Genomic DNA, 21,063 nt, shown 5'->3' with positions numbered 1-21,063 from the left:
GGCATCGGGCCGGGATCGCTTCGGCCCTGAACGCACGCACTACCAGAAGGCAACCCGGACGGTTGCCGGGTTTCGGGGCATCCTCCTGGGGCACAGTGGGTAGGTCGGACCCGTGCGGGGTCTCAACGAAGGGTTGTCCCATGCGGGACCTGGACCGGCTGGAACCACTTGAAGACCTGGACCTGATGGCCGACAGGTACGCCCACGCATGCGAACGCGCCGACTGCCGGGAACAGCGGCGACTGAGAGAACGCTTCGTCCGGGAGGCGCTGCCGTTCGCCGGACGGCTGGCCCGCCGCTACCGCGGACGCGGCGAGCCCACCGACGACCTGGTGCAGGTGGCGCGGCTGGGGCTGATCAAGACGGTGGACCGGTTCGACCCACAGCGGGGATCGTTCACCGCGTACGCGATCCTGACCATCACCGGGGAGATCAAACGGCACTTCCGGGACCACACCTGGGGGGTGCACGTGCCGCGCGGACAGCAGGACCGGGTGCTCGAATTCGTGCACGCCCGCGCCGAGCTGACCAGCGAACTGGCCCGCACACCGACGTTGGCCGAGTTGGCCGAACGCCTCGGCCTGGACGAGACGCAGGTGCGCGGCGCGCAGACGTCCGCGGCCGCGCACAACACCGAATCGCTGAACGTGCCGCTCGGCGACACCGGCTCCGAGGCCGGCGACCTGATCGGCGACGTGGACGGCGACCTGTCCCTGGTCGACGACCGGACCACCGTCGAAAGCCTGCTCTGCGAGCTGCCGGCCCGCGAGCGGCGGCTACTGGCGCTGCGGTTCTGGGGCAACCTGAGCCAGGTCGAGATCGCCGACGAACTGGGCATCTCGCAGATGCACGTGTCCCGGCTGCTCAGCCGCACCCTGTCCTGGCTGCGCGAGGCGATGCTGACCGACGTGACGCCGCCCTGGGCCGGCGCCGGCGCCCCGGAACACCTGGTGCTGGCCACCGCCGTGCCGGACGGGGTGCGGGCCGACGTGCGCGGCGAGATCGACCGGGACAACGCCAACCAGGTGCGCCGCGATCTGATGACCGCGGCCGGCACCTGCGGGCGGGGCCGCCGGCTGACCGTCGACCTGTCCGGGGTCCCGCTGCTGAGCGCGGCCGGGATCGGGATGCTGACCGCGGTGTACGAGGTGGCCCGGCAGCGCGAGGTGCGGATGCTGATCACCGGGGTGCAGCCGTACGTGGCCCGGGTGCTGGCCATCTCCGGCCTGGGCGAGCTGCTGGTCCCCTGACCGGCAGCCCGCCGAGGCTGGTCAGGAGCGGGCCTTGCGGGTGCTCCGGTCGTTCGCCTTCTGGATCGCGTCGACCAGCTCGGCCTTGGTCATCCGGGACCGGCCGGTGACGTCGAGCCGCTTCGCGAGGTCGAGCAGGTGCTCCTTGCTGGCGTTGGCATCCACCCCACCGGCCGTCTCGGCCCGGGTGTCCCGGCCACCGGCGGCCTTCGCGTCGCTCGGGCCCTTCTTCGCCTTCGGCTCCCAGTGGTCGCCGACCTTCTCGAACGAGTGCTTGACCGCGGAGAACGCGGTGCGGTGCGCGCGTTCCCCCTCACCGTACTGATCGACCGCGGAGTCGTGGGCCGCGACGTACGTGTCCTGCGCCTTCTTCGGGGAACGCCGCAGCGTCGACGGCATCTCGTCGCGGGTGGGCATGGATTCTCCTCCTTCGCCTCGGGGGCTCACGGCCGGCGGATCTCGACCCGGCCGTCCTGGACGCGGACCGGGATCACCGGCTGGTTGTTGGCGGCCGGCCCGTGCACCACGGCGCCGTCGGCGAGCCGGAACGTGCTGCCGTGCCACGGGCACACCACGCACGCGTCCCAGCCGGCACCGGTCACGTCGCCCTCGCCCAGCGGACCGGTCTCGTGGCCGCACCGCTCGACCAGCGCCGACACCCGGTCGCCGATCCGGTACAGCAGCACCGGCACGTCGCCGGCCAGCCGCACCACGGTCCGCCGCTCCGGCACCGAGGCCAGCGAGCAGACCTCGGTCCACTCCTCGGGCAGGCGCGCCAGGTCCGGCGCCGCCTGATTGGTTCCGGCACTCTGCGCGTACGCGAGATGCCCGCCCAGATACGCCCCGAACCCCGCCGCGCTCAGCCCGGCCAGGCTCAGTGCCTTGCCCCGGGCCGTCCGGCCGCGCAACCGGGCCACCAGCGAGGCGGCGTACAGGCCGATCGCGACCGCGTTGGAGCCGGCGTGCACCAGGCCCACCCGGCGGCGGTCCCGGGTCATCTGCGACCAGTCCGTCCAGCCGGCCACCGCGGCCGGGACCGCGGTCGCCACACCGACGGCCAGCAGGGTCTGCTGCGCCCGCCGCACGCCGGGCAGCAGGTCGAGGATCGCGGTCGAGACGAACGCCCCGACCGGCACCTGCACCATCACCGGGTGCAGCGGATGACCCAGCCAGGTGCCGTGCAGCAGGTCACGCAGCCGTTGCGGGCGGACCGCGGCGCTGACCGCGGACTGCAGCTTGTCGCTCACGCCGTCGAGCCGGCGGGCTTCTTCCAGGCGGTTGAGGATCGGCATGCTGACCGGTTTCCCCGTCGTCATCGGCCGAAACGCCTAATCCGAGCGGAACCGCCGCACCGCGATTAGGGTGACAAGTCCGCCCCGGTGGTCCCCGGTCGGTCATCATCGGCGCCAAACACTTCTCTCGGACGGTTACAGGGAATGACAGCAACGTTCGCGGTCAGCAAGCACGACGAGGGTGGCGGCGTCATCCGGCTCGCGGTACGCGGCGAAATCGACCACGACGTCAGCGACGCGCTCGCCGCCATCGTGGCGAACGCCGCCGCCCAGCCCGGCGTCAGCAGCCTGGTCGTGGACCTGGAACGGGTCCCGTTCCTGGCCGCCGCCGGCATCCGCGCCCTGGTCGAGGGCCGGGCCGCGGCCCTGCAGCAGCACTGCGGCTACCAGGTGGTCAACGCCCGCGGCGTGGTGCACGGCGTGCTGGCCACCACCGGGCTGCTCGGCCTGTTCGACACGAGGGTGCGCCGCTCCCCCGCGCACCGCTGATTCGCGGCCACCGCCGGGGGTATTGCGCCCGGCATGGTGGCGATCCGGAGCAGGACCGAGGGGCAGCACCGGCCGGGCGTGCCCGAGGTCGTCGTGGTGCACGGGCTGGGCGTGTGCGACTACCTGGAGCCGGCCACCCGCGCCCTGGCCGGGTGGACCCGGGCACACCTGATCGACCTGCCCGGCTGCGGCGGCAGCGACGACCCGCCGCACGAGCTCGACGTGCCGGAGTACGCCGACCTCGTGGCGGCCTGGCTGGACGAGCACCGGACCGGGCCGGTCCTGCTGGCCGGCCAGTCCTCCGGCGCCCAGGTGGCCGCCGAGGCGGCGCTGCGCAGCCCCTCGGTGGTCGCGGTGGCGCTGGTCTGCCCGTTCCCGGACCCGGCCGCACGAAGTCTGCCGAGGCTGCTGCGCCGCTGCTGGTCCGACCTGTGGCGGGAGTCGCCGAGCCTGGCCCGGGTGCACCTGCGCGACGTCCGACGGACCGGCCCGCGCCGCTACCGGCATCTGCTGCGCGTGCACCTGCGGCACGTGCTGGGCCGGCCGGTGCGCCGCCTGACGGTCCCGGTCCTGGTCCTCGGCGCGAGCCTGGACCCGATCAGCCCGCCCGCCTGGGGCCGCCACCTGGCCGCACTGGCACCGCGCGGCTCCTACGCCGAGGTGCCCGGCCCGCACACGTTCTGCTGGTCCGACCCGCGGGCCTGGTCGGAGCCGCTGCGGGCACTGGCCCGGGCGGCCGACGATTCGGCGGGCGGCGCCGGGGTATCCGGACGGCATGCGTATCGGATATTTCCTGTCCAGTGAGGAATACACGCCGGCCCAGCTCATCGAGCAGGCGGAGCTGGCGCAGGACGCCGGATTCCAGGGGCTGTGGATCTCGGACCACTACCATCCGTGGAACGACGCCCAGGGACAGAGCTCGTTCGTCTGGTCGGTGATCGGGGCGCTCAGCCAGGTGGCGACGGTGCCGATCACCACCGCGGTGACCTGCCCGATCCAGCGGATCCACCCGGCGATCATCGCGCAGGCGGCGGCGACCAGCGCGGTCATGCACGAAGGCCGGTTCATCCTCGGCGTGGGCACCGGGGAGGCGCTCAACGAGCACGTCACCGGCATGCGGTGGCCGATGACGAGCGAGCGGCTGGAGATGCTCGAGGAGGCCGTCGCGGTGATGCGCGAGCTGTGGACCGGCGAGTTCGTCACCCACCGGGGCCGGCACTACGAGGTGGACCAGGCGCGGATCTACACCCGGCCGGCGCAACCGCCGAAGGTGTACGTGTCGGCGTTCGGCCCGAAGGCGATCGACGTGGCCGCCCGGATCGGCGACGGCTACATCTCGGTGATGCCCGACGGCGACCTGGTCACCAGGTTCCGCGAGGCGGGCGGCGGCGACAAACCCGTGCAGGGCGGCTTCAAGGGCTGCTGGGCACCGACCGAGGAGCAGGGCGTCGAGATCGCGCACCGGCTGTGGGCGAACGCCGGCGTACCCGGCGAACTGTCCCAGGTGCTGCCCTCCCCGCGGCACTTCGAACAGGCCAGCGAGCTGGTCACGCCGGAGATGACCCGCAAGTCGATCGTCTGCGGTCCGGACCCGGCCGGGCACGCGGCGCAGCTCAAGGCGTACGAGGAGGCGGGCTTCGACGAGGTGTACGTGGCGAACATCGGACCGAACTACCGCGAGCTGATCGACATGTACCGCAGCGAATTCCTCTGACGGTCGGCCGGCCGACAGTCCGGCCGGCCGCCATCGACCATCGTCACCGGTACTGGTGAACGCCCAGGCCACAGACACCGTGCGGACCTCGCCCTTCGGCCCGGAGACGCCGGAGTTCAACCCGATGCGGGTGCTGCGCAACCGGGTGGTCGCGGAATTCCCGCAGGTGATCGCCGACATCACCGGACAGGCCACCGAGCTGATCAAGCGGTACGCGGGCGCCTGACCGGTCTCCTGCCGGGTCGGGGTTGTCCACAGGGTCGAGCGGAGCGTCGTGATCGGTCGTACTGTCGTGCGCATGGACGACATCACGGCGCTGATCATGGAAGATCACCACAGGTTCCGGCTCGGATTCGCGCGGCTCGACGACGCCTCCGGTGAGGCGGAGCTGCGGGCGGTGTGGGAGCCGCTCGCGCTGCATCTCGACATTCACGCCGAGGCCGAGGAGGAGATCCTCTACCCGCACCTGCTCACCGACAGCGGCGGTGACGACGCGGAGGAGGAGACCGACGACGCGATCCGCGACCACAACAAGATCCGCGACGGGATCGCCGAGGCGGCCCGGCACCCGGTCGGATCCGACGAGTGGTGGGGCGGGGTGTGGCAGGCGCGCACGGAGAACAGCGAGCACCTCGCCGAGGAGGAGGACGAGGTGCTGCCCGACTTCCGCAGACACGCGAGCCGGGAGCTCCGGCTGGAACTGGGGGCGCGATGGTTGCGGTTCTTCGCCGAGCACCCGCAGGGCAAGGGGCTGGACTTCCACAACAAGGACCCGGAAAAATACATCGCCGCGGTCGAGGAGTCCTGAGCGGCTCCCCCGGGGTGCCTTGCCGGTCGGCGCTAAGGCGCCTTGCCGGTCGGGGCTAAAGTGCCGAGCCGTGGATGTCGCCCGCACCTTTCTCGCGGAAGTCGATGCTCGCCAGCCCGGTGCGCTCGCCGGGCTGTTCCTGCACGGTTCGCTCTGCTGGGGCGAGTTCTTCGCCGGCAGCGATGTGGACTTCGTCGGCGTCTGGGCCCGGCCACCCGACCATGACGCCCTCGCCGCGGCTCACCACGCGACCAGGGCGCGACACCCCGACGCGACGTTCGACGGTTTCCACTGCTCGCCGGAGGACCTGGCCGTCTCGGCGTTGACGGTGGGGCGTCGGCCGGCCTTCTTCGACGGCGCATTCGACCCGCTGGGCAAGGGTGACATCAACCCGGTCACCTGGCACGAGCTGGCCGAACGCGCTGTCGTGATCCGCGGCGAGCTGCCGCCCGTCCACACCGACCCCGCGGTGCTGCACGACTTCACCCGCGACAACCTGGACACGTACTGGCGTGCCGCCATCCCGCAGATCGAACAGGCGGGATTCGAGGCGGTCGGCGGACACGAACCGTCCGTCGCGTGGGTGGTGCTCGGTGTCGCCCGACTGCATCACCTGCTCGCCAAGGGCTCGCTGACCTCGAAGAGTGGCGCCGGCCGCTACGTCGTCGGGGAGTTGGACGCACGATGGCACCGGCTCGGTCTCGACGCTCTGCGCATCCGGGAACGCCCGCAGGCGCCCGCGCTCTACGACGATCCGGCCGAGCGCGGCCGGGCGACGTACGACTTCCTGCGCTGGGCGATCGAGGACGGGATGGGCCGTTAGAGCGTGTATCGAAGTCGGTCGGTGGCGGTGGAAGTCACGCGCGTCGTTGATCGATAGAAGACGAGGTCTCCGGTAGGTGGTTTAGCGACCAAGCAAAACCGGAGACCACCGGAGACCTCGTGGACACCTTAGCGGTGACGCGGCGGCACGACCTGACCGAGGCGCAGTGGGCGGTGCTGGAGCCGTTGCTGCCTGCCGGTCGCAGGCCTGGCCGGCCGTCGCAGTGGACGAAACGGCAGCTCATTGATGGGATTCGGTGGCGGATCCGGGTCGGTGCCCCGTGGCGGGACATACCGTCGGTGTACGGATCCTGGTCGGCGGCGTACGCGTTGTTCCGGCGCTGGCAGCGAGAGAGGACTTGGGCGCGGCTGCTGACCGCGCTGCAATCGCTAGCCGACGAGGCGGGCCGGATCGTCTGGGACGTGTCGGTGGACTCCACCGTCGCTCGCGCGCATCAGCATGCCGCTGGTGCGCGTAAAAGGGGGATCTGCAGGGTGAACCGCCGGGTGGGATCGGCGCCGAGCCGGCCGATCATGCGTTGGGGCGGTCTCGGGGTGGGCTGACCACGAAGCTGCATCTGGGGTGTGAGCAGGGCCAGAAACCGCTGTCGATTGTGCTGACCGCTGGTCAGCGTGGCGACAGTCCGCAGTTCATCGCGGTCTTGGAAGGCGTCCGGGTGCCGCGGCCGGTTGGCCGGCCGCGGTCACGGCCCGACCGGGTGCTGGCCGACAAGGCTTACACCTCTCGGGCTAACTGTACTGACCCGAGAGGTTGGGGACGCGGCTGGCGGGTGGTAGGCCGTTGAGTGCGGTGTGTCCGCGGTGGTGATTGTAGGTGTGTAGCCAGGCGGGCAGGGCTTCGCGGCGTTCGGTTTCGGTGCGGTAGGCCCGGGCGTAGGCCCATTCGTCGAGCATGGTGCGGTTGAAGCGTTCGACTTTTCCGTTGGTCTGGGGCCGGTAGGGGCGGGTGCGTTTGTGGGTGATGCCGGCGGCGGCGAGTGCGTCATGCCATAGGTGGGAGCGGTAGCAGGAGCCGTTGTCGGTCAGTACCCGTTTGACGGTGATGCCCCGGCTGGTGAACCAGGCGTGGGCGCGTTGCCAGAAGGCTGTGGCTGTCTCGCGGGTCTCGTCGGGCAGGATTTCGGTGTAGGCCAGCCGGGAGTGGTCGTCAACAGCGTTGTGCAGGTAGTGGTAGCCGAGGTTGGGCCGGCCGTGGTGGGTGCGGGGACGGGCCGGGTCCCGGTGGGCCGAGCTGTGGCGGTTGCCGTCGGCCCGGCCGTGGACGCGGTGGCCGCCGCCGTCGGGGATGTTGCCGAGTTTCTTGATGTCGACATGGACCAGATCGCCTGGTGTGTCGTGTTCGTAGCGGCGGATCGGCCGGCTGGTGGCCCGGTCCAGGTGGGTGAGCCTGGCGAGCCGGTAGCGGGTCAGGACCCGGTGCACGGTGGCCGGGTTCAGGCTCAGGAAGTAGGCGATCCGGGCGGGTCCCCAACGGCGCAGGATGCGGACCTTGATGATTCGCCGCTCAGTGCGGGTCGGAGTCTGTGACGGGCTGTGGTGTGGTCGCGAGGAACGGTCGGTCATACCCGCCGGCCCGTCGGTGCGGTAGCGGTCGGCCCACCGTTTCGCTGTGGTCGTGCTGACCTGGAAACGTTCGGCGGCTCGCCGTAGCGGCCATCGGTCATCGACCACGCAGCGCGCCAGGCGCAGCCTGCCGGTCTCGGACAAGGGTGCATTACGGTGGGGCATGAGGGCCTCCGCAGGTTCGGGGTAGGACGTCGCAATCCACACCGAACCCGAAGGCCCTCACCTATTTCAAGATCTCCCCGTCACCAACGTCCGTGGTCAGTACAGCTAACCGCCGCTACCTGCGCCGGCGCGGGATCAAGGCGACCATCCCGAGCAAGGCCGACCAGGACGCCAACCGGCGCAAGCTCGGTTCCAAGGGCGGCCGGCCACCCGCGTTCGACCCCGAGTTGTACAAGCAGCGGCACGCTGTCGAGTGCGGCATCAACCGACTCAAACGCAACCGTGCCGTCGCCACCCGGTACGACAAACTCGCCGTCCGCTACGAGACCACCGTGACAATCGCCGCGATCAACGAATGGCTTTAACGCACTTCGATACAGACCCTAGGACGCGCTGCGGCCGGGTCGGCCGGTTCTGCGGCCCGGCCGGTCGGCTCTGCGGCAGGGCCGGCCGGCTCTGCGGCAGGGTGGTAAGTCCTACGACAGGGGCGGCCGGCTCTGCGGCAGGGCGGTCAGTTCTGCGAGGCCGCGAAGATCAGCAAGGCGATCAGGGCGAACGGGATCAGCAGGCCCAGCCAGGTCATCGGGCGCTCCAGCAGGCGCGGGCCCGGGTCCATCGGTGGGCGGCTGGGGCCGTGAGGGTTCGGCTGCGGGGCTGGCAGGTTGGCGACCGTGTTGCGGCGGAACAGGTTGACCAGCACGGTGATCGGGGTGATCACGAAGGAGCCGTAGCTGTACCAGCCCTGCACGAGGGTGCGGGAGGTCATCTGGCGGAAGACACCGAGGCCGCAGTCCCGGCAGAACGGGCCGGTCGTGTGCAGAAACCGCATGATCACCAGCAGGCCCTGGTGACCGCGGAACTTGACCTGGGCGGCCGGGACCGAACCGCAGAAACGGCAGGCGAGCATGCCCTGCGGCGCCAGACCGGGCTGGGCCGCCGGGTAGCCCGGGTGCTGACCGGAGTACGGGGCGGGGATGTGCTGGCCCGGCTGCGGGGCCGGGTAGGCGGCGGGCTGCGCACCGGGGTAGGCGCCCGGCTGGCCGGCGTACGGGGCCGGGATGGTCTGCACGGGCTGCGCGGCCGGGTAGGCGCCCGGTGCGGCGTAGGCGCCCGGTGCGGGCTGACCTGGGGCCGGGAAGCCGACCGGCGCGCCCGTGGTGGGGTCGGTCGCGAACAGCGCACCGGGGGCGGCGAAGCCACCCGGGTACGCGGGGGCTGCCGAGGCCGGGGCGGCCGCGGGGGCTGCCGAGGCCGGGGCGGCCGCGGGAGTGGCGGGGGCCCCGGAGGGGTCGGCGGGGCTGGGGTGGGACATGGTCACCTCGTTGCTGGAACAAACCTGTGAGCCCGGCACGTTACTAGTCGATCAGGCCCGGCGTCTGTCCCGGCCCGGGGCTATTTCGGAACGAGCCAGCCGGCGATGAGGTCGGCGGTGCGGACACCGGCGTCGCTGAACGGATCGTTGAGGGTGCCGTGCGGGGCGTCCGGCAGCAGGTGGGACGTCACTGCGACACCGGCGGCGCGGAGCTGCTCGGTATAGAGCTCGCCGGAGCGGCGCAGGGTGTCGGCGCCGCAGTTGACGATCAGGGTGGGCGGGGTGCCGGTCAGGTCGCCGAGGCCGGGGAACGCGTACGGGTCGGTGAGCCGGTCCGGACCGGCGTAGTGGGCGCTCAGGTCGCGGATCCAGCCCGGCGAGAAGTACACCGCGGAGTGGTTGTCGCGGATCGCGGCCAGGCCCGGCTCGTCCCAGCCGGTGAGCTCCGGGTGGACGGCGGGATAGGCGAGCACGACCGTGGCCGGTGGGCGGCCCTCGCCGTCGCGGAGACGCTTGGCGACACCGGCGGCCAGGCTCGCGCCGGCGCTGGCGCCGCCGAGGTGCATCTTCGCCGCCGGCACCCCGATCAGCGACGGGTGGTTGACCGCCCACGACCAGCCGGTGAGGACATCGTCGGAGGGGGCCGGGAAGCGGACGCCGTGCAGCGCCTTGCGGTAGTCCAGGGACAGCACCGGGATGCCACGGGCGGCGAGGGTCAGGCCGGTCCAGTGCGCCTCCGGCATCGCCAGGTCGCCGCGGACGAACGCGCCGCCATGCACCCAGATCAGCGCCGCTTCGGCGGGGTGGCCGGGAAGCCGGTAGAGGCGGGCGGGGACGCCGTCGACGGCCGGGTCGGTCACCTCGACGGCGGCCAGGGCCGGGAAGCGGGCGAGCAGTTCGGCGTGGGTGGGGCCGGTCTCCGGCAGGTCACCGGCGATCTCCAGCATCCGCACGAAGTCGGCGACCGGGGGCAGCTCACCCGCGGCGGCACCGTTCAGGACCGCCCGCTGAACCGGGCGGGGCAGGCTGCGCAGGGCCTTCATGGCGTACCCGAGGAAGGTGGCCCTGGCCCGCGCCTGGCGTGGAACCGCACCGCTGACCTGGATTTCCGTCATGCCGCCATTGTTCCCCGCCGCCTGGCGGCTGCCGCGCAGCGGCGTGTCGGCACGGTGTGAGATTGGCCGCCCCGCGGGCCCGCGATGAGGCGGGACCGGCGCGGCTACTTTCGAAAGGTGGACGTCAAACCTGCCGACCGGAAACCTGCCGACCGGATCGTGCCGCTGGGACATCGGTTCGCCGACGAGCTGCCGGAGATGGCGGTCGCCTGGCGGGCCGCGGAGGCGCCGGAGCCGCGGCTGCTCGTGCTCGACGAGGAACTGGCCGGTGAGCTGGGCCTGGACCCGGACTGGTTGCGCGGCGAGGCCGGTCTGGGACTGCTGACCGGCACCGTGCCGCCGGCCGGGGCGAAACCGGTCGCGCAGGCCTATGCCGGTCATCAGTTCGGCGGGTACTCGCCGCGCCTGGGTGACGGGCGGGCCCTGCTGCTCGGTGAGCTCGGCGACCGTGACCTGCATCTGAAGGGGTCCGGGCGGACGCCGTTCGCGCGGGGCGGGGACGGGTTCGCGGCGGTCGGGCCGATGCTGCGGGAATTCATCGTGAGCCGGGCCATGCACGCGCTCGGCATTCCGACCACCCGGTCGCTGGCGGTGGTCGCGACCGGCCGGACCATTCTGCGGGAGCAGCCGCAGCCCGGGGCGGTGCTGGCCCGGGTCGCGGCCAGCCACCTGCGGGTGGGCAGTTTCCAGTTCGCCCGGGCGAGCGGGGATCCGGGGCTGCTGCGGCGGCTCGCCGACCACGCGATCGCCCGGCACCATCCGGCGGCCGCGGGTGACTATCCGGCGTTCTTCGACGCGGTGGTGGCGGCGCAGGCGTCGCTGGTGGCGCAGTGGATGCTGGTCGGGTTCGTGCACGGGGTGATGAACACCGACAACATGACGATCTCCGGGGAGACGATCGACTACGGGCCGTGCGCGTTCATGGAGGCGGTGGACCCGGCCGCGGTGTTCAGTTCGATCGACACCGCCGGGCGGTACGCGTACGGCAACCAGCCCGGGATCGCCCAGTGGAATCTGGCCCGGTTCGCCGAGTCGCTGCTGCCGCTGCTGCACGACGACGAGGAGCAGGCGATCGAGATGGCAGTGGCCGCGCTGCGCGGGTTCGGGCCGGCCTTCGACGCGGCGTGGTCGGCCGGGATGCATGCCAAGCTGGGGTTGTCCGGGGGCGCGGACGCGCTGGTGGCCGATGTTGCGGCGCTGCTGCGGGCGGGCCGGGTCGACTACACGGGCTTCTTCCGGACGCTGGCCGGCGCGGCCCGCGGGGAGACGGACCCGGTGCTGGCCGGCGCGGCCCGCGGGGGGACGAACCCGGTGCTGGCCGGCACGGCCCGCGGGGGGACGAACCCGGTGCTGGGCGGCGCGGCCCATGGGGAGGCGGAGCCGGCGCCGGCCGGTTTCGAGTCGTGGCTGGAGCGCTGGCGGGCGGCCGGCCCCGACCCGGATCTGATGGACCGGGTCAATCCGCTCTACATCCCGCGTAATCACCTGGTCGAGGAGGCGCTGGCCGCCGCTGCCGACGGCGATCTGACCCCGGTGCACCGGCTGGTCGAGGCGGTCTCTGATCCGTTCCGGTCACGGCCGGGCCTGGAACGATACGCGGAGCCGGCGCCCGACGACTTCGGACCGTACCGGACCTTCTGCGGCACCTGACCGGCCGGTAACCTCACCGCCATGATCATCGTGGGGAACGTCCTGACCGGGCTCGTGGCGCTGATCCACATGTACATCGTCGTGCTGGAAACGGTCCTGTGGACGAAACCGCAGGGCCGCAAGGCGTTCGGCCTGACTCCCGAGTTCGCCGAGCAGACCCGGGTGCTCGGCCTCAACCAGGGTCTCTACAACGGCTTCCTGGCGGCCGGCCTGATCGCCGGCCTGATCGCCGGCGGCCACACGGGCTTCGCCGCGAAGATCTTCTTCCTGGTGTGCGTCGCCGTCGCCGGCATCGTCGGCGCGACCACCGCGAGCCGGAGGATCCTGTACGTACAGACCGTCCCCGCCGCACTGGCCCTGCTGTTCGTCCTGCTGGGCGGCTACTGAACGGGTGCCGCGCACGCCTTCTGGAAGTCCCGCTCGTCCGGCTCGCGGTCCAGTTCGATCAGTGTCACCACGCGCTCCCCAGGTCAGGAGCCCGCCAGTATGTCAGCCCGATGCGAGTGGCAAACGCGCTCGTCGATCTCGGGCAGGGCGGGTCGGGGCGGCAGCATGGTTGTCCGCGTCCGCGAGGGAAGGCGAGGTGAGGCCGAGCGGGCGAGGCGAGGCGAGGCGAGGCGAGGGGAGGCGAGGATCCGGGCGATGTCCGGAGAAGCCAAGGGGAGAACACACTCCCTCCCACTTCTAACCTATAGCAGACCCTGGGGCTTGCGGCAAGACCCCGGCGCCCCGGCAGAATCGCTGAAGTCAACGCGGCGAGCGGGGAAAACGGGGGAACTCGCAGGTGCATGTTTTCGATCTCCGTAGGCATCCGGCGAAGGACGACCCGGATCTGATCGGTGCGGACGAGAAGCATTTCGCCGCGATCGCCGGGAGTCTCGGCGCGTCGATCGCCGATCTGCAGCAGCGGCTGGACGCCGAGCGCAAGGCTCCGGCCGGCAAGGGGCGTCAGGCCGTGGACCGGGACGACGCGGTGCGGCGGATGGCGTCGCGGTTGCGGGCGCTGCGCCGGTTCAGCCTGGATCTGTGCCTGGGCCGGATGGTGCACGAGTCGGGTGAGGTGGTCTACATCGGCCGGCTCGGGCTGACCGACGGGGAGGGCGGCCGACTGCTGGTCGACTGGCGTTCGCCGGCCGCCGAGCCGTTCTTCGGCGCCACGCACGGCAATCCGATGGGTCTGGTCAGCCGCCGGCGGTATCGCTGGCGGGAGGGCCGGATCATCGACTTCTGGGACGAGATCTACCGGGCGGACGCCCTGGACGGCGCGGTGGCCCTGGACGATCAGTCGGCGTTCATCGCGAGTCTGGGCACCAGCCGTTCGCCGCGGATGCGCGACGTGCTCGGCACCATCCAGGCGGACCAGGATGCGATCATCCGGGCCGGGTCGCGCGGTGCGCTGGTCGTGGACGGCGGGCCGGGCACCGGCAAGACGGTGGTGGCCCTGCACCGTACCGCGTACCTGCTGTACACCGATCCGCGGATGAGTGCGCGCCGCGGCGGGGTGCTGTTCGTCGGCCCGCACGAGCCCTACCTGGCGTACGTGTCGGACGTGCTGCCCAGCCTGGGCGAGGACGATGTGCAGACGTGCACGGTGCGGGACCTGGTGCCGGAGGGCGCCGCCGCGGCCGAGGAGTCCGATCCGGAGGTGGCCCGGTTGAAGGCCGGCCTGGTCGGGGCGATGGAGGCGGCGGTCGCGTTCTACGAGGAGCCGCCGGCCCGGCCCACGGTGGGGAGCCGCGCGGATTGGGCGGCCGCGTTCGACGCCCCGGATCCGGGCACCCCGCACAACGAGGCCCGGGAGCCGATCTGGGCGGAGTTGCTGGCCGTCCTGGACGAGCCGGACACCGAGACGCGCCGGGAGCTGCGCACGGCGCTGAACCGGGCGTGGCCGCTGCTGGACGCCGCCGATCTGGTCGCCGACCTGTGGTCGGTACCGGCGTATCTACGCAGGTGCGCTCCCTGGCTGGGCGCCGAGGACGTCCGGCGGCTGCAGCGGGCCGACCCGCGGGGGTGGACGGTGGCCGACCTGCCGCTGCTCGACGCGGCGCGGCAGCGGCTCGGTGACGCCTCGGCCGACGAGCGGGCGCGCCGGCAGAAGGCCGCCCTGGCCGCCGGGCGCCGCGACATGGACCGGGTGGTCGAGGATCTGATCGCGTCGAACGAGTACGACGACGGCGAGGGCCTGATGACCATGCTGCGTCAGCAGGATCTGCGGGAGGTGCTCGACGAGGGCGGCACGCTGCCGCCGGCCGATCCGGATCTGCTGGCCGGACCGTTCGCGCACATCGTGGTCGACGAGGCGCAGGAGCTGACCGACGCGGAGTGGCAGATGCTGCTGCTGCGCTGCCCGTCGCGGAGTTTCACCGTGGTGGGTGACCGGGCGCAGGCCCGGCACGGCTTCACCGAGTCGTGGGAGGAGCGGCTGCGCCGGGTCGGTTTCGACCGGATCGGCCTGGCCTCGCTGACCATCAACTACCGGACCCCGGCCGAGGTGATGGCGGAGGCGGAGCCGGTGATCCGGGCGGCCCTGCCGGACGCCAATGTGCCCACCTCCATCCGGGAGAGCGGTGTGCCCGTCGTCCACGGACACACCGCCGAGCTGGACGGCATTCTGACGCAGTGGCTGGCGGCGAACGACGAGGGCGTCGCCTGTGTGATCGGCCCGTCCGGATTCCCCGGGCAGCGGCGCGACCGGGTCCGCTCACTGACCCCGGCCCTGGCCAAGGGTCTGGAGTTCGACCTGGTCATCCTGATCGATCCGGATGATTTCGGGAGCGGCGTCGAGGGTGCCGTCGATCGCTACGTCGCGATGACCCGGGCCACTCAGCGGCTGGTCGTGCTGACCAGCTGACGCGGCTCGGTCAGCATCAGGCCGAGCAGCAGGGCCGGGTCCGGGGACCACCAGACAGCGGTCACGCGGCGCCGCACAGCCGGCTTGACCGACGACGCCGGGTCGAGGTCGGCGCGGCACCGGTGGATGCAGTCGACGTAGCGCTGCCGGGCGCCCGGTGACGTTCTTCCGGGAGCCTCTTGCGGAGGCGCCGGGTGTGAGCGTTAACATGCTCGCAATCGAATCGACATCGATGAACGCCACCGTCCCCCGGCGGCCCCGATTCCCCGATCGGGGCCGCCACCCCAGACCGGAAGGCGAATCCCCCCATGTCTCGCTTCCGCACCCTGATGCTGTCCGCGCTCCTCGCGACCACCGTCGGTGTCCCGCCGGCCACCGCCGCCTCCTACCCCGATCCGGGCGTGGTCACCGGCTCGACGGCCGCCCACGATCCATCCATGGTGAAGACGCCGAACGGGGGCTACCTGCTGGCCACCACCGGCGACGGGATCACCTTGAAGACCTCCTCGGACCGCACCAGGTTCGTGGCCGCCGGCAGGGCCTTCCCGACCGGGACGCCGTGGGCGAACGACTACACCGGCGGCAGCGCCACACTCTGGGCGCCCGATATTTCGTACCATAGCGGTAGGTATTTGATGTACTACGCCGCCTCCACGTTCGGCTCGAGCCGGTCGGCGATCTTCCTGGCCGCCAGCCCGACCGGTGCAGCCGGCACCTGGACCGACCATGGCAAGGTGATCGAGTCCACGGCCGGCGGGAACTGGAACGCCATCGACCCCGATCTGACCGTCACCCCGTCCGGCGAGTGGTGGCTCACCCTCGGTTCGTTCTGGTCCGGGATCAAGAGGGTGAGGCTGGACCCGGCCACCGGCAAGCGCGCCGACAGCACGATGGACGCCGTCGCCGAGCGCTTCGTGAACAGCAAGTCGGTGGAGGCGCCGTTCGTCTTCCGGCACGGCGGCTACTACTACCTCTTCCTGGCGTTCGACTTCTGCTGCCGGGGTGCGTCCAGCACGTACCGGATCATGGTGGCCCGGTCCACGTCGATCACCGGACCGTACCGGGATCGGGCCGGCACGCTGACCACGGCCGGCGGCGGCACCGAGATCCTCGCCTCGCACGGCGCGATCCACGGGCCCGGGCATCCCGCCGTCCTCACCGACAGCGACTCCGACGTGCTGCTCTACCACTACTACACGTCGGCCGGCGACGCCCGGCTCGGCATCAACCTGCTGGGCTGGGACTCGTCCGCCTGGCCGTACGTCCACTGAGCCGCGCAGCGCCCGGCGGTGAACGCCACCACGGCCGGGTGGCATCGATCACAGTGGTGGGCTGTCACATCCGGAGCGGCTGTCCAGTCCTGTCCGTGTAACCGCACAGCCCACAAGGTAGGGAGCACGGCATCATGAACGCACGTCTGGACCACCGTGGCAGCCACGTCAGCGGCCAGGTCGCCAAGCACCTGTTCGCGGCATCCCGCGCGATCGCCGAGTCGCCGCTGCCGGAAACCGTGCGGCACCTGGTGGAGATCCGGGCCAGCCAGATCAACGGCTGCGCCTTCTGCATCGACATGCACACCAAGGACGCCACCAAGGCCGGCGAGTCGCCGGTGCGCCTGCACCTGGTCGCCGGCTGGCGGGAGGCGACCGTCTTCACCGACGCCGAGCGGGCCGCCCTGGAGCTGGCCGAGGAGGGCACCCGGATCGCCGACGCGGCCGGTGGGGTGGGCGACGAGGTGTGGGCGGCCGCCGCCGAGCACTTCGACGCCGAGCAACTGGCGGCGCTGACCGCACAGATCGCGGTGATCAACGCGTGGAATCGGCTGAACGTCATCACCCGGCAGCCGGGCGGTGACTACCAGGCTTGACGCGGCCGTCACCATGGGCATCGACGCGATGTCCTTGGGAGGAAGTCAGTGAACACTCAGAACCTGATCGCCGCGATCGTCTTCGGCGCGATCATCGGGGTGGTGGCGCGGATCGTGCTGCCCGGCCGGCAGAACATCGGGCTGATCGCGACGGTGCTGGTCGGGATGGGTGCCGCGGTCGCCGGGACCTGGGTGTCCAAGCGGTACGACCTGCACAGCACGCACTTCTTCACGGTGTCCGGCCGGACCTTCGACTGGGCCGTGGTCGGTGTGCAGGTCGGCATCGCGGTGCTCGGCGTGGGAATCGCCGCGATGCTGGCGCGGGCGTTCTCCACGGATCACCACCACGACTGACTACCGTGTCAGCATGGCGGAGATCCTGACACTCACCCTGACCCTGGAGAAACGTGGCCCGGCGGGCGCGTTCCTGCTCTCCGACGAGCAGGTCGCGGCCGTCGGCGACGGGAGGAAGGCGTTCCCGGTGCGGCTCACGGTGAACGGGGTGACGCTGCCGCTGCGGCTGGCCCGGATGGGCGGCGAGAACATGATCGGCCTGGCCAAGGCGGCGCGGGCGCAGGCCGGGGTGGAGATCGGCACGGCGTACGAGGTGACGGTGGCCGCCGACGCCGGCGAACGCACCGTGGAGGTCCCGGCGGAGCTGGCCGCCGCGCTGGCCGCGGACGGGGCCGCGCAGACCGCGTACGACCGACTGGCCTTTTCGCATCGCAAAGAGTTCGCGCGCTGGATCGGTGAGGCGAAACGGGAGGCGACCCGCGCGCAGCGGGTCGCCGAGACCGTCGAGATGCTCAAGGCCGGCCGGCACCGCTGACCCGCACGTGTCTCACATCGCCGAGGTGGCCAGATCCTGGACGAGGGCGAGCACGGCCGCGGCGACCGCCGGGGCGCCGCCGATCGGGTGCCGGGTGGGGCGGGCACGGTCCGGCAGGTCACGGCTGATCCGCTGCATCAGCGGTTCGAGCTCGGCCCGGGTGCCGCGCAGCAGCGCCGCGTGCAGGCCGAGCGCCGAGACCAGGGTGCACAGGCAGTCGGCGTCCGGGGAGGGGCCGTCCCGGCCGTCGAGCCGGTAACCCACCTTCGCCCGGACCCGGACCGAGATGCCCTCCTCGGCGATCTCATACTCCTTCTTGCGCCAGCGCCGCGCCGGGGACTCCAGCAGGACACCCTTGTGGATCAGGGCGGCGGCGGTGCGCTCGTACATGCTGGGTGCGATCGCGCGGATCAGGCCGGGCAGCGCCGGGCCGGGCGCCTTCTGCATGATCAGCGCGAGCACGTCGTCGGTGACCGGGTCGAACGTGGTCTCCCGCTGATACCAGTCGGGTTGCACCGTCCCGGACTCGATCATCACCCGCTGGGCGATCAGCAGGTCCATCACCGTCGCGCCGGCCAGGCCGGCCGACAGGGCCGGCACGTGCAGGCGCGGCCGCATGTGCCTGGTCTCGTCGTGCGCCAGGATGAACAGCTGCTCGCGGACGAGGGTGGGGTCGAGTCCGGGGCGTCGCATGATTACTTCTGTCAGCCGTTCCGCAGTCGCTCGTGGATCCCGCTGTACGCGGTGACCCCGGGCAGGTACTTCTTGTCGATGCCGGCGCTCATCACGTACTGCGGGTCGACGACGTTGCCCGCGCGGGCGCTCGTCGTCTGCGACACCAGCTGGTACGCATCGAGCAGGTCCAGTCCGGTCAGGGCGGCCACGTGCCGGACCAGGTCGTCCTGGCTGATCCGGAACGCGTCCTCCAGCGGCCGGGCGGCGCCCAGCGACACCAGCTGGGCGTCGGTCTCCAGACGCGGGGTGCCGGTCGGCACGCCGGAGATCACGTCGACCCGGATGGTGACGTCCATGGCCACCTCGACCGCGACGCCGCAGACCTCGCCGTCACCCTGCCGGGCGTGGCCGTCGCCGAGCGCGAGCAGCGCACCGGGCACGTTCACGCCGAGGTAGAGGGTGGCGCCCGGGCCGAGCAGCGGGGTGTCCAGGTTGCCGCCGTGCACGTCCGGCACGATGGTCTGACGCACCTCGTGGGCGGCCGGCGCGACGCCGACCGTGCCCAGCATCGGGGCGAGCTCCAGGTCGACCGTGAAGTCGCTGCGGCTCGCCCGGTACCGCACGGTCTGCGCGGCCAGGTCGATGTCGTACAACCAGACCCGCTCCTCGAGCGGCGCCTGCAGCGTACGCGTGTATCCGGTCGACGTGAGTGCCCCGAAGTGCGGGAACGTCGACGAGATGCCGACCGGCGAGGCCGGGGTCAGCGACACCACGTGCACCGCGAGGGTGTCCCCCGGCTGGGCGCCCTCGACGTGGAGCGGGCCGGTGACCGGGTTGAGGTAGGGGAACTCGCAGACCTGGCTGGGCAGGTCGGTGACCGAGCGGACCTTGCCGCCGAAGCAGTCCAGGGTGCGCAGGGTGACCGTGTCGCCCGGCTTGATCGAGGCGATCGCCTCGCGGCCGCCGAACGTGTACCCGTACTGGCCGGGATCGGCCGGGATGTGCAGCGCGTCAGACATTCTCGACCGCTTTCGGGGCGACCAGCGGCTCGTCGTCGCCGGGCACCTCGGGCAGGCTGGGCTTGCGCCCGGTGGCCAGCAGCACGATCAGCACGACCACGCCGACGCCGAGCCAGGCCAGGCCGACCTTCTGGGCGAGGATGTTGCCGTTCCAGATCACCGCGATCAGGACCGCCGCGCCGAGCAGCGGGACCAGGACGTTGCGCAGCACGCTGCCCCGCCGGCCGTTCTTCGCCCACTCCCAGATCACGCAGACGTGCAGGACCACGAAGGCGATCAGGGCGCCGAAGTTGACCAGGGCGCTCATCAGCGTGATGCCGTCGTCGCGGTTGGCCATCCAGAGGCCGATGCCGAGCGAGATGATCGCGGTGGTGACGATCGCGTTGGTCGGCACCGAGCGGGTCGGCGAGACGCGCGACAGGAAGCGCGGCAGCTGGCCGTCGCGCGACATCGCCATCAGCAGGCGGCTGGTGGCCACCTGGGCGACCATGTTGTTCGCGATACCCCAGGCCAGGGCGGTGGCCAGCGCGGTCAGCTTGCCGAGCCAGTGGCCACCGGCGACCTCGGCGGCGTCGTAGAACGCGGAGCCGGCCGGGTCACCGTTGGCGATCAGACCGGCCGGGTCCGGCACGAGCAGGGCGGCGACCCAGGTCTGCGCGACGAACAGGGCGGCGACCACGACGAGCGAGAGGTACATGGCGCGGCGCACCGTGCGGGCGCCGTCCGCGGCGTCCTCGGCGAGCAGGCCCAGGGCGTCGAAGCCGAGGTAGGACAGCATGCCGATGGAGACGCCGCCGAGCACCAGCGACCAGGTGAAGCTGGTGCCGTTGTAGAACGGGTCGAAGCTGAAGCCGTGGCCCTTGCCGTCGGCCAGCGCCTTCAGGCCGAAGATCAGGAAGATCACCAGGATGACCAGCTCGGCCGCGAGGAACAGCCAGTTGAGCAGCTTGGTGGTCTTGATGCCGAGCACGTTCGTGACCGTGTTGACCAGCACGAAGATGATGACCCAGGCCCAGACCGGGACGCTGGTCACGATCGAGTTCATGGCGGCGCCGGCGACCAGCGACAGCAGCAGCGGGATGCAGACGTAGTCGAGCAGGATGGCCCAGCCGGTGAGGAAGCCGACCGCGGGGGCGATGGCCCGGCCCGCGTAGCCGTAGACCGAGCCGGCGACCGGGTACTTCTCCACCATCACGCCGTACGACGACGCGGTGAGGATCATCGCGGCGGCACCGACCACATAGGCCAGGGCGATCATGCCGCCACTGGCCTGGAACACGCCGCCGAAGATGCCGAACGGCGCGATCACCACCATGAAGACCAGACCGTATGCGATCAGGTCGCGGATACGCAGTTCCCGCCGCAACTGCTGCTGGTATCCGAACTTGTCGATGGACATGCTGCTGCATCACCCCTTCCACTGTCGGCTCACAGCCCCGTGAGCTGCGGGCATGAAGAATGACCGCGCAGGGCGACCCTGAGCGGAACGTTGCGTTGGTCAATGGGATCCGGACCGGCATCCCCGAAGCGACGCCAGTAAATACCTAGATGACCTTGGCTGGCAAGTCCAACGAGGACGCGGGAACCGATTTCATCAACTTGAAACGTTCCCTTAGAGAAT

General features: G+C 71.4%; 22 protein-coding genes and 2 pseudogenes. 16 read left to right on the top strand and 8 right to left on the bottom strand.

Annotation, left to right across the window (positions count from 1 at the left end; all coding sequences use genetic code 11):
• Window positions 1-140 precede the first annotated feature (140 nt).
• Window positions 141-1,250 (top strand): sigma-70 family RNA polymerase sigma factor, encoded by a 1,110-nt coding sequence (locus ACSP50_RS14615; protein ID WP_014689625.1) that lies wholly within the window; start codon window positions 141-143, stop codon window positions 1,248-1,250.
• A gap of 21 nt (window positions 1,251-1,271) precedes the next feature.
• On the opposite strand, the gene ACSP50_RS14610 is transcribed toward ACSP50_RS14615, so the two are convergent.
• Together ACSP50_RS14610 and ACSP50_RS14605 are read right to left on the bottom strand one after the other, a co-directional pair.
• The gene (locus ACSP50_RS14610; RefSeq protein WP_014689626.1) at window positions 1,272-1,667 is read right to left on the bottom strand and encodes a ChaB family protein; all 396 of its coding nucleotides are present in this window, start codon (window positions 1,665-1,667) and stop codon (window positions 1,272-1,274) included.
• A 26-nt stretch (window positions 1,668-1,693) separates the two neighbouring features.
• Window positions 1,694-2,566, bottom strand: a complete 873-nt coding sequence (locus ACSP50_RS14605) for a Rieske 2Fe-2S domain-containing protein (protein ID WP_014689627.1) — start codon at window positions 2,564-2,566, stop codon at window positions 1,694-1,696.
• Window positions 2,567-2,686: 120 nt separating this feature from the next.
• On the opposite strand from ACSP50_RS14605, the gene ACSP50_RS14600 reads away from it, so the two are divergent.
• The 7 genes and pseudogenes from ACSP50_RS14600 to ACSP50_RS14575 form a co-directional block, all read left to right on the top strand.
• Window positions 2,687-3,031, top strand: coding sequence for an STAS domain-containing protein (locus tag ACSP50_RS14600; protein ID WP_014689628.1), 345 nt, complete (start codon window positions 2,687-2,689; stop codon window positions 3,029-3,031).
• A 33-nt stretch (window positions 3,032-3,064) separates the two neighbouring features.
• Window positions 3,065-3,835: an alpha/beta fold hydrolase gene (locus tag ACSP50_RS14595; protein ID WP_014689629.1), complete on the top strand. Its 771-nt coding sequence runs from the start codon at window positions 3,065-3,067 to the stop codon at window positions 3,833-3,835.
• Window positions 3,807-4,745: a TIGR03557 family F420-dependent LLM class oxidoreductase gene (locus tag ACSP50_RS14590; protein ID WP_014689630.1), complete on the top strand. Its 939-nt coding sequence runs from the start codon at window positions 3,807-3,809 to the stop codon at window positions 4,743-4,745. The genes ACSP50_RS14595 and ACSP50_RS14590 overlap by 29 nt, the downstream gene beginning before the upstream one ends.
• Window positions 4,746-4,800: 55 nt before the next feature.
• On the top strand, window positions 4,801-4,971 hold the full coding sequence (locus tag ACSP50_RS43385) for a hypothetical protein (RefSeq protein WP_014689631.1): 171 nt from the start codon (window positions 4,801-4,803) through the stop codon (window positions 4,969-4,971).
• A 72-nt stretch (window positions 4,972-5,043) separates the two neighbouring features.
• Window positions 5,044-5,553: a hemerythrin domain-containing protein gene (locus tag ACSP50_RS14585; RefSeq protein WP_043511340.1), complete on the top strand. Its 510-nt coding sequence runs from the start codon at window positions 5,044-5,046 to the stop codon at window positions 5,551-5,553.
• A 70-nt stretch (window positions 5,554-5,623) separates the two neighbouring features.
• Window positions 5,624-6,376, top strand: coding sequence for a hypothetical protein (locus ACSP50_RS14580; protein WP_014689633.1), 753 nt, complete (start codon window positions 5,624-5,626; stop codon window positions 6,374-6,376).
• Between the two features lie 119 nt (window positions 6,377-6,495).
• Window positions 6,496-7,130: pseudogene (locus tag ACSP50_RS14575) on the top strand (IS5 family transposase); the annotation flags it as partial.
• Here the strand turns inward: ACSP50_RS14575 and ACSP50_RS14570 are convergent.
• The gene (locus ACSP50_RS14570; protein WP_014689635.1) at window positions 7,126-8,124 is read right to left on the bottom strand and encodes an IS481 family transposase; all 999 of its coding nucleotides are present in this window, start codon (window positions 8,122-8,124) and stop codon (window positions 7,126-7,128) included. The pseudogene ACSP50_RS14575 and the gene ACSP50_RS14570 overlap by 5 nt on opposite strands.
• A gap of 98 nt (window positions 8,125-8,222) precedes the next feature.
• On the opposite strand from ACSP50_RS14570, the pseudogene ACSP50_RS14565 reads away from it, so the two are divergent.
• Window positions 8,223-8,489 (top strand): annotated as a pseudogene (locus ACSP50_RS14565) (transposase); the annotation flags it as partial.
• 146 nt (window positions 8,490-8,635) lie between these two features.
• On the opposite strand, the gene ACSP50_RS14560 reads toward ACSP50_RS14565, so the two are convergent.
• Window positions 8,636-9,436 carry a hypothetical protein gene (locus ACSP50_RS14560; protein WP_014689637.1) on the bottom strand — a complete coding sequence of 267 codons (801 nt, stop codon included), beginning with the start codon at window positions 9,434-9,436 and terminating at the stop codon, window positions 8,636-8,638.
• An 80-nt stretch (window positions 9,437-9,516) separates the two neighbouring features.
• Window positions 9,517-10,551, bottom strand: coding sequence for an alpha/beta hydrolase fold domain-containing protein (locus tag ACSP50_RS14550; protein ID WP_014689638.1), 1,035 nt, complete (start codon window positions 10,549-10,551; stop codon window positions 9,517-9,519).
• A 117-nt stretch (window positions 10,552-10,668) separates the two neighbouring features.
• On the opposite strand from ACSP50_RS14550, the gene ACSP50_RS14545 reads away from it, so the two are divergent.
• The 7 genes from ACSP50_RS14545 (at window position 10,669) to ACSP50_RS14515 (ending at window position 17,748) form a co-directional block, all read left to right on the top strand.
• Complete coding sequence (locus tag ACSP50_RS14545) at window positions 10,669-12,201, top strand: YdiU family protein (protein ID WP_197688136.1); 1,533 nt, start codon at window positions 10,669-10,671, stop codon at window positions 12,199-12,201.
• A gap of 21 nt (window positions 12,202-12,222) precedes the next feature.
• A complete protein-coding gene (locus ACSP50_RS14540; protein WP_014689640.1) occupies window positions 12,223-12,588 on the top strand; it encodes a DUF1304 domain-containing protein in 366 nt (121 codons plus the stop codon).
• A 397-nt stretch (window positions 12,589-12,985) separates the two neighbouring features.
• A complete protein-coding gene (helR, locus tag ACSP50_RS14535; RefSeq protein WP_014689641.1) occupies window positions 12,986-15,052 on the top strand; it encodes an RNA polymerase recycling motor ATPase HelR in 2,067 nt (688 codons plus the stop codon).
• Between the two features lie 308 nt (window positions 15,053-15,360).
• Window positions 15,361-16,323: an arabinan endo-1,5-alpha-L-arabinosidase gene (locus ACSP50_RS14530; RefSeq protein WP_014689642.1), complete on the top strand. Its 963-nt coding sequence runs from the start codon at window positions 15,361-15,363 to the stop codon at window positions 16,321-16,323.
• A 134-nt stretch (window positions 16,324-16,457) separates the two neighbouring features.
• Window positions 16,458-16,919, top strand: a complete 462-nt coding sequence (locus tag ACSP50_RS14525; protein ID WP_014689643.1) for a carboxymuconolactone decarboxylase family protein — start codon at window positions 16,458-16,460, stop codon at window positions 16,917-16,919.
• Window positions 16,920-16,967: 48 nt separating this feature from the next.
• Window positions 16,968-17,273 carry a GlsB/YeaQ/YmgE family stress response membrane protein gene (locus ACSP50_RS14520; protein ID WP_014689644.1) on the top strand — a complete coding sequence of 102 codons (306 nt, stop codon included), beginning with the start codon at window positions 16,968-16,970 and terminating at the stop codon, window positions 17,271-17,273.
• Window positions 17,274-17,286: 13 nt separating this feature from the next.
• Window positions 17,287-17,748: a YdeI/OmpD-associated family protein gene (locus ACSP50_RS14515; protein ID WP_014689645.1), complete on the top strand. Its 462-nt coding sequence runs from the start codon at window positions 17,287-17,289 to the stop codon at window positions 17,746-17,748.
• A 12-nt stretch (window positions 17,749-17,760) separates the two neighbouring features.
• On the opposite strand, the gene ACSP50_RS14510 is transcribed toward ACSP50_RS14515, so the two are convergent.
• Genes ACSP50_RS14510 through ACSP50_RS14500 form a run of 3 tightly spaced genes read right to left on the bottom strand, consistent with a single transcriptional unit; the run spans window position 17,761 to window position 20,841 of the window.
• On the bottom strand, window positions 17,761-18,441 hold the full coding sequence (locus tag ACSP50_RS14510; protein ID WP_014689646.1) for a GPP34 family phosphoprotein: 681 nt from the start codon (window positions 18,439-18,441) through the stop codon (window positions 17,761-17,763).
• An 11-nt stretch (window positions 18,442-18,452) separates the two neighbouring features.
• Window positions 18,453-19,442 carry an acetamidase/formamidase family protein gene (locus ACSP50_RS14505; protein WP_014689647.1) on the bottom strand — a complete coding sequence of 330 codons (990 nt, stop codon included), beginning with the start codon at window positions 19,440-19,442 and terminating at the stop codon, window positions 18,453-18,455.
• Entirely contained in the window at window positions 19,435-20,841 is a 1,407-nt protein-coding gene (locus ACSP50_RS14500) for an APC family permease (RefSeq protein ID WP_014689648.1), read from the bottom strand. Before ACSP50_RS14500 ends, ACSP50_RS14505 begins: the two co-directional genes overlap by 8 nt.
• Window positions 20,842-21,063: the final 222 nt, after the last annotated feature.

The organism is Actinoplanes sp. SE50/110, from assembly GCF_900119315.1.
In the GTDB taxonomy this organism is placed as follows: domain Bacteria; phylum Actinomycetota; class Actinomycetes; order Mycobacteriales; family Micromonosporaceae; genus Actinoplanes.
This window is presented reverse-complemented; position numbering and strand designations above follow the sequence as displayed.